The organism is Wolbachia endosymbiont (group A) of Bibio marci (assembly GCF_947251645.1).
Taxonomy (GTDB): Bacteria; Pseudomonadota; Alphaproteobacteria; order Rickettsiales; family Anaplasmataceae; genus Wolbachia.
On record NZ_OX366364.1, the window covers coordinates 391,776 to 406,411 of the forward strand.

Genomic DNA, 14,636 nt, shown 5'->3' on the forward strand with positions numbered 1-14,636 from the left:
TTAAGATGTATATTAATTAAGTCTTGTTTTCAATAAGTAATGAAAGTAATAATTGTCATGATAATGTTATTGTGTAGCAGTTACACAATGGCAAGCGAGCGAATAAGTCTAGTGGATAAAAAACTATCTCAAGGGTATGTAGCTCCAGTGCTTACAGAAGATAGCGTTATTTTATCAGACAAGCACGGCGCTTTATATTCCTTTGATATTGATAACTCAAAGGCTATGAATTGGAAATTACACCTCTCACACAGAAAAAAAATTAGTAACATGAGCCTATTGCGTCACAGAGGAAACGTTTTCTTTATAGTGGATAACGTTCTACACACAATAGATGCAAAAACCGGCGAGATTCAGTGGGAAAAAGAATTGAGAGCTCCAGTAAGAGGAAAAGCAGCAGTAATAAATAATAAATTGGTAGTATTGACTATTGATAATTATCTGTACGTGTTTGATATAAAAGATGGCAGCTCCGTTTGGACTTATCAAAACGGTATCAATGAGGTTCGAGGTTTGTATTCCATATCGCCAACAATTTTTAACGATAAAATAATAGCACCATTTTCAAATGGTGAGTTAATAGCTTTCAATGAAGACGGTAAAAAATTGTGGAGCCAAAAATTGGCTACAAACCTTTTGGATACACAGCTCACAGATGTAACTACTACACCGAGAGTGTTTGGCGATACTTTAATAGCTACAAACAATTCCTATATTTATGGTATTGACGTGAGATCAGGAAATATTTTATGGTCAAAGTCACTGCAAGTAAAAAGTGTATCAGACATTGAGTCATATTACAGTCCTCTTATTCCTCCAAAGAAGCAAAAAGAAGGCGGAAGAATTTTTATAGTTACTAAAGACGATAAAATAATTGGCCTGGATATAAAAAATGGAGAAACGGTCTGGACATCTGATTTAATAGAAAATATGCAATTGTTTGCTCCAATTATGCATGCCCATACACTGTGGGTGACAAGCAATAAAGGTTCAATGTTTGCTTTTCCGGGATCTGAAAGTGCAGGAAAGGTAGTCAAAGTACCTGGTAATGTGTTTCACACTCCAGTGTTTACTCGCAATAAGATATATGTAACAACTGAGAAGAATGGTGTTTATTCTTTAGAAAATAGGTTTGTTCTTTATGATTGATTATGATTTAATTGTTATAGGTGGTGGTCCAGGTGGTTATAAGTGTGCTATCACTGCTGCAAAACTTGGATTGAAAGTTGCCTGCATAGATAAAAATAGCATTTTTGGTGGTACGTGCTTGCGAGTTGGGTGCATACCCTCCAAAGCACTACTTCATTCTTCCTATCAGTATGCTCACACGAAAAATGATCTGTCGAAGCTTGGCATAAAAATTAAGGACGCAAGTTTCGATTTAAAAGAAATGCTAGGCTATAAGGACGCCAGAGTTCAGGAACTTGGAAAAGGTATAGAATATCTGTTTAACCTTCACAAAATCACTAAAATCAATGGGCTTGGGAAAATTACTTCTTTTGACCAAGGTAATCCTGAAGTTTTAGCTGAAGGTAAGGTGCTGAAGACAAAAAATATAGTAATTGCAACCGGTTCTGACGTTATTTCTTTGCCAGGAATTAATATCGATGAGAAAGACATTATTTCGTCTACTGGTGCATTATCTTTAACTGAAGTACCAAAAAAACTTGTCGTAATCGGAGCCGGGGCAATAGGGCTTGAAATGTCTTCTGTATGGAGGAGGCTAGGGTCTGAAGTCACTGTAGTAGAATTTTTTGATAGAATCGCTGCAGCAATGGATGGAGAATTAAGTAAGTCTCTACTTTCTAGTCTACAAAAACAAGGAATAAAATTTTTACTTAGCACTAAAGTCGAGGAGATAAAACAAAGTAGCAACTCTTTGAGTGTGAAAGTTTGCTCTGTAAAAGATAATCAAACAAACACTATAGAGGCGGATAAGGTATTGGTGGCAGCAGGACGCAAACCATGCACTGAGAATCTTGGTATTGATGAAAAAATAGAAAAAGATAATCGCGGTTTCGTTCAAGTTAACAACAGATATGAAACTAATGTGAAAGGAATATTTGCTATTGGTGATGTGATCGGTGGAGCAATGCTTGCTCATAAGGCAGAAGAAGAAGGAGTGGCAGTTGCAGAGATAATAGCAGGACAGTCACCTCACGTTGATTATGAAATTATACCATCTGTCATTTACACTCACCCTGCGGTTTCTTCAATCGGTAAAACTGAAGAGGAGTTGAAAAGTGTTGGCCGTAAGTACAAAATTGGTAAATGTCAATTTGCTGCAAACGGCAGAGCAAAAATCACTGATGATGCTGAAGGATTCGTGAAAGTGCTGACTTGTAGCAGAGCAGATACAATACTAGGTGTGCATATCATAGGAGCATACGCTGACACGCTAATAAACGAAGCAGCGGTTGCAATGGCATATGGCGCAGCAGCAGAGGATATATACAGAATTTGTCACTCTCATCCTGATATAAATGAAGCCTTTCGAGATGCGTGCATCGATGCTTTCTTTAAAAAATAATTGTGGACCTCGGTTCAATCATTGAAAAATGGTATGAGTGGCTGAGGTGCAACAGATCTTATTCACCAAACACTTTGGAGTCATACATGAGGGACTTGAAGGATCTTATAAGTTTCCTAAATACTCACATTGGCGGAGAAGTAAATGTTGGTACTCTGAAAAATTTAAGCATACCTGAGTTAAGAAGTTGGCTTACCTCTCGTTACGCAAGAGGTGTGAATGCAAGATCTAACGCTCGTGCATTGTCAGTAATCAGAAATTTTTTCAAGTACATAAAAAACAACTACAATATAGACAATGAAGCTATATTTTCCTTATCAAGGCCAATTCAGAGAAGAACTCTGCCCAAAGCATTATCAATACCTAATATAAAAGCTTTAATAGATTTCTTCTTGCATAACCATTATTTACATGGGATTCACTCTCCTTTGTCATTCCAGCGCGTGACGCTGGAATCCAGAAAAAAAGAAGAACCAGTGTCACGTACTGGGATGACAGGAGGCAACGCAAAAACTTTGGTGAAAGAAATGAAACTATCTGACTTGGGCGAATCTTGGGTGGTAAAAAGAGAAATTGCGATTATCGTCCTGCTATATGGTACAGGCTTAAGAATCAGTGAAGCGTTGAACCTTAGGGTTAGTGATATTAACAATGAAAGTTTAATAGTAACAGGTAAGGGAGATAAACAAAGGCAGGTATTCATTCTCCCAGTAGTAAAAAAATGTATACAAGAATATGTAAAAGCCTGTCCTTACCTTGATGAAGCACAACATCTTTTTGTGGGAGTAAGAGGAAAAAAATTGGGAAGAACTTATGTGGCTAATCGTTTGCAGAAAATAAGGAGAATGTTAAATTTACCAGAAATTTTATCTCCACATGCATTTCGTCATAGTTTTGCTACTCATTTGCTTCAGGAAGATATTGACATAAGATCAATACAACAACTGCTTGGTCATTCGAGTCTTGAGACCACTCAAGTTTACACTCACCTCAATTATCAAGATGTTTTTAATATGTATAAGAATTTTCAGCAGAGTTTGGAGAAAAAGTCAAAACCCTTGTAACTTGAGGATTGTCTGTGGCACTACCAGGTCCTATATCTCGTTCATCCGCTTTACATAAATAATATCCTACTAAAAAAAGAACCAGTGCAACTGCTGTAAGACAAGCACCTATTACTGGATAATCGTATAAAACTGCTAAACATGTACCAACAGCAAACGCTCCAGACAACATAAAAGAAGCAGAAGCGTAGTTGCTTTGTTTTCTACCAGGAGAAATTGCTTGCGAGGGTTTTTCGTTTTTATTACTACGGAGCAGTCTATTTTCTGATGAAAGCCTATCTCTTTCTTCCCTTACTTGTTTCAAATCTCTTCTTAATTGTAAAATTTCGACAGTGTCGTCTGCTCTTCCATGTACAATTCTTTTAAATTCAATTAATTCACTTTGCTGAGCCGATTTTTCCCGCTTTACTTGTATTAAATTTTCTTCTAATTGTGAAATTTTGCTAGTTTTATTCGCTAGCTCTTGCTCTTTCTCTACAAGTTGAGCTTCTTTTCTTTCAAGTTCATCTCTAAAGTTTTCGAGCTGCTGCAACTCTCGAGCAATGAATTCGTCGTTTATTACTGGTTGAACATTATGTGTACTTGCTACAGGTTGCTCTGCACTTGCAGGAAATTTTTCATTTAGACAATTTTTAACGGACTCAGTTGGCTCACTAGCATCTCTCAATGCAGCAGTAACAATTGCACGATTTATGAAACAATTATCTTCTATTAATTTTTTTACATCATCTAAATCTTTTCTATTAATAGTATCGGTTAATCGCTCTTTAATAGCTTGTTCAATTATTTGCTTCACCCATCGATTTTGCTCTATAGCTTGTATTGGCTTTATTTGACTAAAATCTAGGTCTTTATGTTTTAAAAGTTTAGTCAATACTTCTTCGTTATCTTGTGTTATTCCTTGTAAACATATTAATCTCAGGGGTGTTTCTATTTCTCCATTTTGGTTTCTTTTCCAGCAATTAGGGTTAAGCTCTTGACCCAACAGTGTTTTTGCTCGGCTAATATCTTCCTTAAAAAGAGCATCTAATAATTGTCTTCCTCTTTGTGCTTTTTGTATTTCTATTACCAAATGTTCAGCACGATTTTGCCTAGCATACTCACTAGGACTTTGATATTTCTTATTGGTTATATTAGTGTTTATGTTTGGGTGACTAAGCAAAAGTTGTAACGTTTTCTTTTGTTGAAAGCACATTGCTAGGTGTAAAGCTGTATCGTCATTACTTTTTTCACAAATATTAACATCTATTCTCTGGTGCAGTAGAAGTAACCTAATCATATTCTGATATTCTTTTTTAAAGCCTGCAGACAAATTAGTAACTATGGACACCAAAGGTGTCATGCCTTCTTTATCAAACGCATTAACATCCGCACCCTCTGCCAGAGCTTGTTTAAAACCTTCTAGGTTTTCATCATCAATAGCCTCAAATAACTTTTGTGTTGGTTCATCTAGAGTTCTCTGATATCTGTAACCATTAGTATTTGTCCTATTCTCTCCATAAAGCATATTAAACCTACCTAATAATTTACTAATATAATTATGAAAAAGAAAAGGAAAATTGCAAGCGATTTATCTATAGCTAACCCAAGAAAGGTGTCATACCGCCGCGGTATCTCAGCATAGATTCCGCTAACAAGTAGCGGAATGACGAATTTTTATTTTTAAAATTATCGGTGAACTTAAGTCACTTTAGCTATAAAATCCTAATTCTGAGTTAATTAATTACGACTCTAAAAACTTCTCTGCATCAAGTGCAGCCATGCACCCTGTTCCTGCGGCAACTACTGCCTGGCGATACACCTTATCTTGAACATCACCTGCAGCAAACACCCCTGCCCTACTAGTTAAAGTTGTTCCAGGTTTCGTAATTATATAACCCTGCTCATCCATTTCAACAAAGCCTTTAAAAATACCCGTATTTGGTGCATGCCCAATTGCAATAAACACTCCATCCACTTCTAACTCTTGAGCTTCCGTTGATTTAACTATAATACCAGTAACTTTTTTCGGATTTTCTTCTCCAAGAATCTGCTCTACGGTATGGTTCCACATTACTTTTATTTTATCATTTTTAAAGAGCCTATCTTGCATTACTTTTTCCGCTCTCAATTTATCACGCCTGTGTATTAATATCACTTCTTTGGCAAATCGAGTTAAAAATATTGCTTCTTCAACAGCAGTATTTCCACCACCAATCACGGCTACAACTTTATTCCTAAAAAATGCACCATCACAAGTTGCACAAGCTGAAACTCCGTAACCTTGAAATTCCTTTTCACTCTCCAAACCAAGCCATTTTGCTTGCGCACCGGATGCAATTATAATTGCATCCGAGTAGTAGTCATTGATATTACCAGAAGATCTAAATCTATACTCATTAGAATCCTCAAGTTGTTCAACGCTTTTTATCTCATCATCTATTATTTTTGCTCCAACCTTCTCTGCATGCAACCTCATCTGCTCCATTAGTTCTGGACCCTGTATTGAAACAAAACCAGGATAGTTTTCAACATCTGTAGTAATTGTAAGCTGACCACCAGGCTGCATTCCCGTTACTACAATTGGCTCTAAGTTTGCACGTGCTGCATATATAGCAGCAGCATAACCCGCTGCCCCGGATCCAATAATAAGAACTTTTGTACTAAATCTATAATTCTTCACTGTATGAGTTTAGATAATCAGCTACTCCTTCATCGCTTGCCTGCATTGCTGGCTTACCTTTCTTCCACCCTGCTGGACATACTTCACCATGCTCCTCATTATGTTTAATTGCATCAACGATTCTAACGAATTCATCGATATTACGCCCTAAAGGCAAATCATTTATCGATTGATGACGTACAATAAATTTATCATCAATAACGAAAGTTGCTCTCAGCGCAATTGAGTCATCATATAAGACCCCATAGTCTCTTGATATAGACTTTTTGATATCAGACACTAAAGTGTAGCTAACCTCTCCAATACCACCATCATTAACTGGAGTGTTTCGCCATTTATAATGTGAGAACTTTGAATCTACACTTACCCCTATAACTTCAACACCACGTTTTGAAAAATCCTCTATTTTATTACTAAATGATATCAACTCAGTTGGACAGACAAAGGTAAAATCAAGTGGATAGAAAAAAAGGACAGCATACTTATTTTTTATGCGCTTACTCAGACAGAAATCATCAACAATTTCTCCGCCGGAGAGAACGGCTGGAGCAGTAAAATCGATAGCAGACTTTGTTACAAGATTCATAATTGACCTATTCTTTTAAAACAACTCTAATTTTACACCTTGATGAACCTATATGCAAGTTTTCTTTGGTTTTAGTCCTATAAAAACTTCCTAAAATAGCTCTTCTTTTTTACCGATAAGATACAATCTAGTTTCACTTTATGATGGTGTCATCCTGCTGCTCCTTTCTTGTCATCCCGCTAACAAGCAGCGGGATGACGAGCTTATCGTCATTCCACCACAAACCGTCATACCGCCGCGGTATCTCATCCGCTAACAAAGCGGGATGACGAGCTTATCGCCATTCCACCACAAACCGTCATACCGCCGCAGTATCTTTTAGCATAGATCCCGCTAACAAGCAGCGGGATGACGATTGTCAGGCTAGCTGTCATCCCAGTTTGGAATCCAGGAAAAAGAATGGTGTCATCCCAGTGCCCAGACACTGGGATGGCTTTGTTGCATAGCAACCGAAAAAATCTGGTGGCTACTGACAAAATTCATTATAAATAACCATTTAACTGTTGAAGAAAAAATATGCCACAGAAAATGAAAGTCAGTAACCAAAATGAATATAACAAATTTCTCCAGGAAAGAGGAAATATTTTTCATTATATCAATGAAGTCATAGAAAATTGGTATGAAAATAGTCCAAAAATGCAAGGCGGCAACTATATTTACAGTGATAAAATTGTGATTTTGGTGCATATAATTGTCAATCTTTTTAGAATTGGTTTAAGACAAACGGTGGGGTTTATAAAAGGATATATGCAACAAATAGGAAGAGATTTAGCAGTTATCAGCTATTCACAAGCATCAAGAAGGTTTAAGAAACTTAATATTAAGATCAATGATTGCAGAATTGATAAAAATAATATGGAAGACATCGAAATTGCTATAGATAGTACAGGTATCAGCATTTACAACAATACCCCTGGTCACAGCAAGGAAAATAGCGCTAACAGAAAATATCGTGGCTATGAACAGACAAGAAAATTGCATGTAATGTTGAATATAAACAGCAAAAAAGCCATAGCTGTAAAATACAGTAACGGTGTCTACTCTGATCACTATGGAGCTTGCGATTTGCTTAAAGAAGTTAATTTTCAGCATATCATAAAAGCACTATATGCAGATAGGGCATATGATAGGCACAAGTTTTACAAATTGTGTCACGAATATGATATAAAGGCAAAAATTCCACCAATAAACAATGCGGCAGAACATCCAGAAATAGATTATATGTCTGACAGAAATGCTGCTATTAGGTTAATAAAATTATACGGTGAAGATGGCGTGAAAGAATGGAAAAAAGAAGTAAATTATGGGAAAAGATCTTATATTGAAGGGTTTTTCTCAAGATTAAAGCAAATATTTGGATTCAGCTTTAGGAATAAATCCGAAGTAAATCGCGAAAAAGAATTGCTGATTAAGTGCTATTTGCTTAATCAATTTACTGAAATTGGTATGGCTAAATTTGAAATGGCTACATGATATTTATCGTAAATTACTACCAGTATAAGGTGCGATGCAACAAAGCCCACTGGGATCCAGGAAAGTTTGCTTGTTTACAAGCAAACTAGCATAGAAAGTGGTTACAACGTTTTCGATGAGATTATATGGAAAACTGGATTCCAGTGTCAAGCACTGGAATGACATCACAGGGGCACTGGAATGACACCTCTCTTGGGCTCTTTTAGCTATAAACATTAAGAAATTTACCAAGTAAAAAAAAGGCAAAAGAAACCCTGGTCATTGTCTATTTTCAGTATTGGCGTTTTTTAAGCCTTAAACACTGCAATTTAGCTGCTTTTAAATGCAACTCACCTTAGTTTAAATATTTAAGAAATTTACTAAGCAGAAAAAAAGGCAAAAGAAATCCCGTGTTAGCTAGTTGTCACTCTCTAATCCTGCAAATTGGCGTACTATACTGTCTTAAATGACTTATAAGCGCGTTTCAGCTTATATAGGTAAAAACCCAGAAATGTTGTGAAGACATAAGGTGCACATAGTGCAAAAAATTAAAAATAAGACGCCAACTACGTTGTTTTCTTGCTGTTTAATCTGCACAGATGAAGATAACTGAATACCTTCAGTTTCATGATAAGGGGGGTGGCGAGGTTTGTCAAGGAAGTTTCTATATAACATTTTCTAAAATAAATAGACTTCTCGCATCCAATTTCGGCAGCGCGTGACACACAACTGCAATGACAAGGTGTTGCAAGATAAACATCATATTCACACGAAATACTTGACTTCACTTGTACTAAGAAGCATTTTATATATGTTGTGTGCCCGTAGCTCAGCTGGATAGAGCAACAGCCTTCTAAGCTGTGGGTCGTAGGTTCGAATCCCACCGGGCACACTCTTCTATCAATACTTTCTATAAATCTTCAAGTATTCTGGCACCACATTTTCAATTGCTAATGGTCGAACCTTCATTGTTTCAAGGTCAGCTGACTTTTCGATTGAGCTATTCATCATAACTTTCACCTGATCTTGAGTAAGCACAGGGTTCGTATCTCCGGTTATTGGTTTTAGCAGCATAGAAATAATTTTATTTTCTAAAAAGAAAGCTATTAACTTTGCCATTGGAAAAGATACATTGATCAACAAACACTTTCTGTTAGTAACATTCAGAATAAACTTCAATAAGCTTTTGAAAGAGTAAACCTTTGGTCCACCCATGTTATAAATTTTCTTGTCTTGCTTATTAAAACTGATAATACGATATACCACTTCAGCTAAGTCTGTTACACATATGGGCTGAAATTTAGTCGTTCCATTGCCAATTAGTGGTAAGCAGTTGTGTTAAAAGTCAATAAAAAAAATGAAAAATATCGAAAAATTTTCAATTTAGTAGATTTATAAAAAATCAATATATTATGACTCTTAATTTAAATATTCTTAATCTAGTGTAGCTGTGGATAAGTACTTATAGTTTGTATAGCGTACTTATCCACAAGCTCTGCCATAAATTAGCTTAGATAGAAACAGACTGAGGACTATATTCCTCAGTAAAGACTCTATCGTCTCTGACCAAAGAGTTAGCAAGAATAAGCAGTTTTCTCATGGCAGCAGTGGAAGCAATTTTATATGGCTTTTTATATTGATTATATAATCTAGTAAAGAAAGGGTTGATATAAGAATTAACTTTTTGTGCACTGAGAATACACATGTGTAAAACCGTTCTAACTTGTGATCTACTGCCCTGAATACATCTCTTTCCTTTACTGAAACCACTGTCTCGATTAAAAGGTGCAAGTCCTGCAAGGCTAGATATTTGCTTTTCTTGAAGGGTTCCAAGTTCGGGCAAATAGCAAATCAAAGTAATGGCTGTGATTTTACTTACACCTGGTATGCTAGTTATTGATATATATTTTCTTTTAAGCTCTTGGTTTTGATCGATAAATGTAATCATTTCATCTTCTAAAGTTTTAATTTGATTACGTAAAATCGCGAGAAGCTCCTCTATTTGTTTAATTATAGATGTATCAGTTACCTGTTGGATTTGGGTTTTTTGTATTTTTGCTATTTCTACAAGTTGGTTTCTACGAGATAATTTTTGTTTCAAGCAATCAATATTACCATTATCAACTGTTAAAGGAGTAACACGCATATCTGTATTATTGATATAACGTGAAATGATACTGCAGTCTATTTTATCAGTTTTTGTAGTAATACCAAGGCTTTTAGCATAGTCTCTAACCCATCTAGGTTGAATGACGTATACCTCAAAACCATTGCTTAGTAAAGTATAGGCACATAATTTTTCGTATCCACCAGTTGCCTCAAGGCCAACTTTGGTTACATTATGCAAACGTAAAAAGTCCAGCATTTCATCAATGGATTGTACATTGTTTTCAAATATTTTATAATGCTCAAGTGGGTGAATGTGGATATCTAATTTACTTTTGCTAACATCAATGCCAGCAATAATATTTGATGAATTCATAATTCCTCCATAATAATAACATATACTGCATTTTCCAGTCTTATATACGAGCCTAAAAGCTCAATCAGTTGTTCGGAACTTTCAGTATAAATTTAAGAGAAGAGAACCTTGCTTTCCAACGGTCCCTATGACCAAGAAAGGAAACGGTTCCTCTTCTCTATACATCTTTATATTACTGCTTTGTCACACTTATAAAGACTTAATTTCAACATATAAGAATGGAAGCGCAAGCAGAGGCAGAATCTTTAGGCGGAATTGTGAGTTCAAGTGTATCAAATAAAACGGACTTCTTGGTTGTCGGCGAAAAACCTGGGTCAAAGTATCACAAAGCTGTGGAACTAGGTGTTAAAATTTTAACTGAGAAAGAATGGCTTTTTCATCATAAAAGAAACACTTAGACCAGTCCAGAATGGACTTTATATTTATTTGTGTATAACTTCAACTTTATTTACCTAGGAACTTCATCAGAAGATAAACTAGTTGTTCGCAATATAATATCAATAAGAACACCTGCCTTAACTAGATCCTTTGCAACCCTGATTTTTTCTGTTTTTTTAACTTTTTCTTTGCCAGTCTGCATTCCTTCAGATAAAAATTTTACTAATTCATCTAATATACTCTCTTGATCTTCAGTTTTTCTGTACTCACTTAGGAAACCCAGTAGTTTATTTTCTTCTTTACTATCCTCATCTTTTCTTGTTTTAGGCAGCAGAGCTTTTATGTTAACTGATAATGCCTCTGCTATTTCATACAATTTGTCAAATGAAACAGCAGTGTATCCTCTTTCGTATTCGTGCATTTCCTTAGGTGTTAAACCAACTTTATCCGCTAAATCTTTCTGAGTATATATCCTTATCAACCTCCATTCTTTTATTCTCTGCCCTATTTTGTAGTATATAGAATCAGTACAAATTTCTTTTTCTGCATTATCATATTCGTAAGTAGATAAACCAGATACTTGGTAGATAATCTCAACAGATATTCCTTCTTTAACTAGATTCTTTGCTACTTCTATCCTTGCTTCTTCTTGATTAATTTTTTCACTAAGACAGGCAGATTTAATCAATGGACGTGCTATTCTGCGTAATCCCTGGTCCTGAATTCTTCCATATATTCCTGTTAGATAGAGTATTTCTTCATCCTCATCTTCACAATAACTGTCTTTCCTTACTACTACTGGTTCAGGTAGTAGATCTGTAACACTAACTGATAATTCCTTTGCTATTGCATATGATATATCAATTGGAATAAGAATATATCCTAGTTCATAGTTGTTTATTTCTTGGTGTGTTAACCCGATCTTGCTTGCTAACTCTGCCTGAGTATATTCTTGCATTAACCTGCAATTTTCTACTTTTTGTCCTATCTCGTAGCTTATAGAACTAACTGAGTTAAAGTCGCTTTTTCTTACAGAAACAAACATACATTTACAGAAACAAAACTTATACCATAGAGCTTTATCAAAAGCTAGCATTTTCTATCCCAATCTTTTGCTGCCCATCAAAACTTTCACGCAATTTGATCAGCAGATAAACCTATTGTTTGCAAAATAGTATCAATAGAAATTCCCCCTTTAACTAAATCCTTTGCAACTTTGATCCTCTCTGCTTTTCTAACTTTTTCTTCGCAAATCCGTATGCCTTCAAACAAAGTTTTCATTAGCGCATAACGTAATTCTTGATTCTCAATTTTTTTGTATTCTTCAATTAAACTCGGTAGCTCATTTTCTACCTCGCCTCCTGTTGATTCAGGTAGTAGATCTATAATACTAATTGATAATGCTTCTGCTATGTCATATAATTTGTCAAGTGGAATAGTAGTTCGTCCTTGCTCATATTTGCCTATTTTATGACGTGTTATGCCGATTTTCTTTGCTAAATCTTCCTGAGAGTACTCTCGTACCAGCCTCCATTCTTTTATCTTTTTCCCTATTTTGTAGTGTATAGAACCATTGGTACATTCATTAGCGGATAAGCCGATTGTTTTTGAGACGATATCAACAGAAATTCCTGCTTTGACTAGATTCTTTGCTATTTCCATTCTCTCTGCTTTTCTACTACTTTTTTCACTAAGCTGGGCAGATTTAGTTAATAAATAAAATATCTTGCGTAATTCTTGATCATTAATCGTTTTATAATTTCTTACTAAATTTAATATTTCTTCTCCCTCGTCTTCAAGACAACTTTTTGATACTCTTTGTATAGGAATGAGATCTGTAATACTGACTGATAATGCCTCTGTTATGGCATATAGTTTTTCAATCGAAATTCTACGAGTTCCTTTTTCATATTGTAGTACTACCTGACGTGTTGTACCGATTTTCTTCGCCAAATCCTCCTGAGTATACCCTCGCTCCAACCTCCACCTTTTTACTTTTTGTCCTACTTTATAGTCTAGTATGCTAGCGGTCACTCTCTTTACACAGAAATAACCATATATATAAGATTTTTTACTATAGCTCAATTTTATTAAGATCCATGGCAGGAGAAAAACATGAAAGAAACACTCTGGATCTTAGTAAAATTTTGTTGTAAAGTTGGCTGTAAATGAAGAAGGGAAGAAAACCTCCCTTCCTCGTTGTTTAACGTTGCTTAAAGGTTTCTTGACTACCTCCACGTATCCTATCTGTCCACAAAGACGAAGACAATGCTTCACTAACTGCCTCTCTTTCTTCTATGGCCTTATTTTCACCCAAGATGCCACGCCCCGGGAAATTTCCTCTCTTTACCGCCTCTTCAACTGTCATTCCACCAAAGAGGCAATCTTTCCCTACTACTTCTCCTCTTCTTTGTAGCTCATCCCACATTTCCCTATCTGCTACTCTCACTTGTACTTGACCGTAATTTTTTGCATCGTGGTATACTACAACTCCTAGCCCACCAATGCTTGTAGAAAATGTTATCTCAAAGGTGCCTGACACACCTATATAGTCTCTTTTACCTCCTTTCTCGCTTTCGACTTCTATTGTGCTATCGCCCATTTTTATGATACTACTTCTGTTTAAGCCCTCTAGTACTTTTGCCACCTCTACTGTGCTACCCTCAGAAAATTCCGTAATACATGTTTTGTTGTCTATCTCTACACCTATTACGTTTCCTCCTCGAACAGCATTTTCACCAATTTTTCTCTGTTCCCCAAGTTGCTTATCTATCTGTGGCTGAACCTCTGGTTGCAGTTCTTTATAAATTTCATCTACCAGTTTATTCTGCAACAGATTGTCATGAAACTCTGCTCCTCTCAGTATTAATTTACTCATTATCTTTTTCTGATCACCTTTTTTGAACTTGTGAAAATGCATACCCAGTATTACATACTCAGCAAAGCTCCTTTCTCCTTCATGACATGCATTTATTCTTATGCCAGCAGATAGAGCTTGATCCACAACCTTATGCATCTCTTTTGGGCTGCCTGCTTTTACCACTGCACTTTTAAACCAGCTCAACTTTTTATTTTCGCTTGCACCTGGCTTTATTTTTTGCAATAAGACAAATGGATTTGCTTGATCACCCAAAGGTTTTGTGCCATAAATAAGATCAAGTCCTTTCCCAAAGTTGATTGACTTTTCACGAGCATCTCTACTAGGGGAAGGCATCGCTCCTCCAGGCTTCTTAGCCTTATTAATTTTGCTCACAAAGTTAGACTGTTGTATATCATTACAACTTACACCCTCAAGAGCACTTAATATTTCGTCCGGTAATTTGCTAAGATCAATGTTGAACTTACGAGTATTACCAACCACTGTAATTTTTTTATTAGTCATATTAGCCTCCGCTATTGAAAATACTTTCTAAGTGTACAACGAGCTTTATTACTTTATTATTAACTCAATGTAAACTCTTCTGCTCATTGTAGATGATAAT

At 35.8% G+C, this 14,636-nt stretch carries 14 protein-coding genes, 1 tRNA gene and 1 pseudogene; 6 read left to right on the top strand and 10 right to left on the bottom strand.

All coding sequences use genetic code 11. From position 1 onward, the window contains the following. The first annotated feature begins 39 nt into the window (after positions 1-39). From OPR48_RS02215 to OPR48_RS02225, 3 genes are read left to right on the top strand one after another with little or no spacing between them, the layout of a single operon-like run. Positions 40-1,149, top strand: a complete 1,110-nt coding sequence (locus tag OPR48_RS02215; RefSeq protein WP_265026390.1) for an outer membrane protein assembly factor BamB family protein — start codon at positions 40-42, stop codon at positions 1,147-1,149. Further along, a complete protein-coding gene (gene lpdA / locus OPR48_RS02220; RefSeq protein ID WP_265026391.1) occupies positions 1,142-2,530 on the top strand; it encodes a dihydrolipoyl dehydrogenase in 1,389 nt (462 codons plus the stop codon). Before OPR48_RS02215 ends, lpdA begins: the two co-directional genes overlap by 8 nt. A 2-nt stretch (positions 2,531-2,532) precedes the next feature. Then, positions 2,533-3,594 (top strand): tyrosine-type recombinase/integrase, encoded by a 1,062-nt coding sequence (locus OPR48_RS02225; protein ID WP_265026392.1) that lies wholly within the window; start codon positions 2,533-2,535, stop codon positions 3,592-3,594. Here the strand turns inward: OPR48_RS02225 and OPR48_RS02230 are convergent. The 4 genes from OPR48_RS02230 to OPR48_RS02245 all read right to left on the bottom strand — a co-directional run bounded on the left by OPR48_RS02230 (position 3,539) and on the right by OPR48_RS02245 (position 7,318). Further along, positions 3,539-5,101: an ankyrin repeat domain-containing protein gene (locus OPR48_RS02230; RefSeq protein ID WP_265026393.1), complete on the bottom strand. Its 1,563-nt coding sequence runs from the start codon at positions 5,099-5,101 to the stop codon at positions 3,539-3,541. The genes OPR48_RS02225 and OPR48_RS02230 overlap by 56 nt on opposite strands. A 216-nt stretch (positions 5,102-5,317) precedes the next feature. Next, on the bottom strand, positions 5,318-6,256 hold the full coding sequence (trxB, locus tag OPR48_RS02235) for a thioredoxin-disulfide reductase (RefSeq protein WP_265026394.1): 939 nt from the start codon (positions 6,254-6,256) through the stop codon (positions 5,318-5,320). Next, positions 6,243-6,842 (bottom strand): peroxiredoxin, encoded by a 600-nt coding sequence (locus OPR48_RS02240; protein WP_265026395.1) that lies wholly within the window; start codon positions 6,840-6,842, stop codon positions 6,243-6,245. Before OPR48_RS02240 ends, trxB begins: the two co-directional genes overlap by 14 nt. 245 nt (positions 6,843-7,087) lie before the next feature. Further along, on the bottom strand, positions 7,088-7,318 hold the full coding sequence (locus OPR48_RS02245) for a hypothetical protein (protein ID WP_265026396.1): 231 nt from the start codon (positions 7,316-7,318) through the stop codon (positions 7,088-7,090). A gap of 40 nt (positions 7,319-7,358) precedes the next feature. Here OPR48_RS02245 and OPR48_RS02250 point away from each other — a divergent pair, with 40 nt between their 5' ends. After that, the gene (locus OPR48_RS02250; protein WP_265026397.1) at positions 7,359-8,315 is read left to right on the top strand and encodes an IS5 family transposase; all 957 of its coding nucleotides are present in this window, start codon (positions 7,359-7,361) and stop codon (positions 8,313-8,315) included. Positions 8,316-8,318: 3 nt separating this feature from the next. Here the strand turns inward: OPR48_RS02250 and OPR48_RS02255 are convergent, their stop codons facing one another. Then, positions 8,319-8,546 (bottom strand): hypothetical protein, encoded by a 228-nt coding sequence (locus tag OPR48_RS02255; protein WP_265026398.1) that lies wholly within the window; start codon positions 8,544-8,546, stop codon positions 8,319-8,321. Positions 8,547-9,112: 566 nt separating this feature from the next. On the opposite strand from OPR48_RS02255, the gene OPR48_RS02260 reads away from it, so the two are divergent. Next, positions 9,113-9,186 (top strand) — tRNA-Arg (locus tag OPR48_RS02260). Between the two features lie 8 nt (positions 9,187-9,194). Here OPR48_RS02260 and OPR48_RS02265 read toward each other — a convergent pair. Together OPR48_RS02265 and OPR48_RS02270 are read right to left on the bottom strand one after the other, a co-directional pair. After that, a pseudogene (locus tag OPR48_RS02265) lies at positions 9,195-9,623 on the bottom strand (complex I NDUFA9 subunit family protein); the annotation flags it as partial. 181 nt (positions 9,624-9,804) lie between these two features. After that, positions 9,805-10,776: an IS110 family RNA-guided transposase gene (locus OPR48_RS02270; RefSeq protein ID WP_265026400.1), complete on the bottom strand. Its 972-nt coding sequence runs from the start codon at positions 10,774-10,776 to the stop codon at positions 9,805-9,807. Positions 10,777-11,033: 257 nt separating this feature from the next. Between OPR48_RS02270 and OPR48_RS02275 the strand changes: the two genes are divergently transcribed. Further along, positions 11,034-11,174: a BRCT domain-containing protein gene (locus tag OPR48_RS02275; RefSeq protein ID WP_265026401.1), complete on the top strand. Its 141-nt coding sequence runs from the start codon at positions 11,034-11,036 to the stop codon at positions 11,172-11,174. A gap of 50 nt (positions 11,175-11,224) precedes the next feature. Here OPR48_RS02275 and wmk (OPR48_RS02280) read toward each other — a convergent pair whose 3' ends face one another. From wmk (OPR48_RS02280) to OPR48_RS02290, 3 genes are all read right to left on the bottom strand, one after another. Then, positions 11,225-12,199, bottom strand: coding sequence for a WO male-killing family protein Wmk (gene wmk, locus OPR48_RS02280; RefSeq protein WP_265026402.1), 975 nt, complete (start codon positions 12,197-12,199; stop codon positions 11,225-11,227). Between the two features lie 86 nt (positions 12,200-12,285). Then, the gene (gene wmk / locus OPR48_RS02285) at positions 12,286-13,188 is read right to left on the bottom strand and encodes a WO male-killing family protein Wmk (RefSeq protein ID WP_265026403.1); all 903 of its coding nucleotides are present in this window, start codon (positions 13,186-13,188) and stop codon (positions 12,286-12,288) included. A gap of 169 nt (positions 13,189-13,357) precedes the next feature. After that, on the bottom strand, positions 13,358-14,536 hold the full coding sequence (locus OPR48_RS02290; protein ID WP_265026404.1) for a hypothetical protein: 1,179 nt from the start codon (positions 14,534-14,536) through the stop codon (positions 13,358-13,360). Between the last annotated feature and the right edge of the window lie 100 nt (positions 14,537-14,636).

What these genes read in the sequence shown, in the direction of transcription:
- OPR48_RS02230 (WP_265026393.1), bottom strand. Translation starts at nt 5,101, where the DNA reads ATGCTTTATGGAGAGAATAGGACAAATACTAATGGTTACAGATATCAG.
- lpdA (WP_265026391.1), top strand. Translation starts at nt 1,142, where the DNA reads ATGATTGATTATGATTTAATTGTTATAGGTGGTGGTCCAGGTGGTTAT.
- OPR48_RS02215 (WP_265026390.1), top strand. Translation starts at nt 40, where the DNA reads ATGAAAGTAATAATTGTCATGATAATGTTATTGTGTAGCAGTTACACA.
- OPR48_RS02270 (WP_265026400.1), bottom strand. Translation starts at nt 10,776, where the DNA reads ATGAATTCATCAAATATTATTGCTGGCATTGATGTTAGCAAAAGTAAA.
- OPR48_RS02240 (WP_265026395.1), bottom strand. Translation starts at nt 6,842, where the DNA reads ATGAATCTTGTAACAAAGTCTGCTATCGATTTTACTGCTCCAGCCGTT.
- wmk (WP_265026402.1), bottom strand. Translation starts at nt 12,199, where the DNA reads ATGTTTGTTTCTGTAAGAAAAAGCGACTTTAACTCAGTTAGTTCTATA.
- OPR48_RS02290 (WP_265026404.1), bottom strand. Translation starts at nt 14,536, where the DNA reads ATGACTAATAAAAAAATTACAGTGGTTGGTAATACTCGTAAGTTCAAC.
- OPR48_RS02250 (WP_265026397.1), top strand. Translation starts at nt 7,359, where the DNA reads ATGCCACAGAAAATGAAAGTCAGTAACCAAAATGAATATAACAAATTT.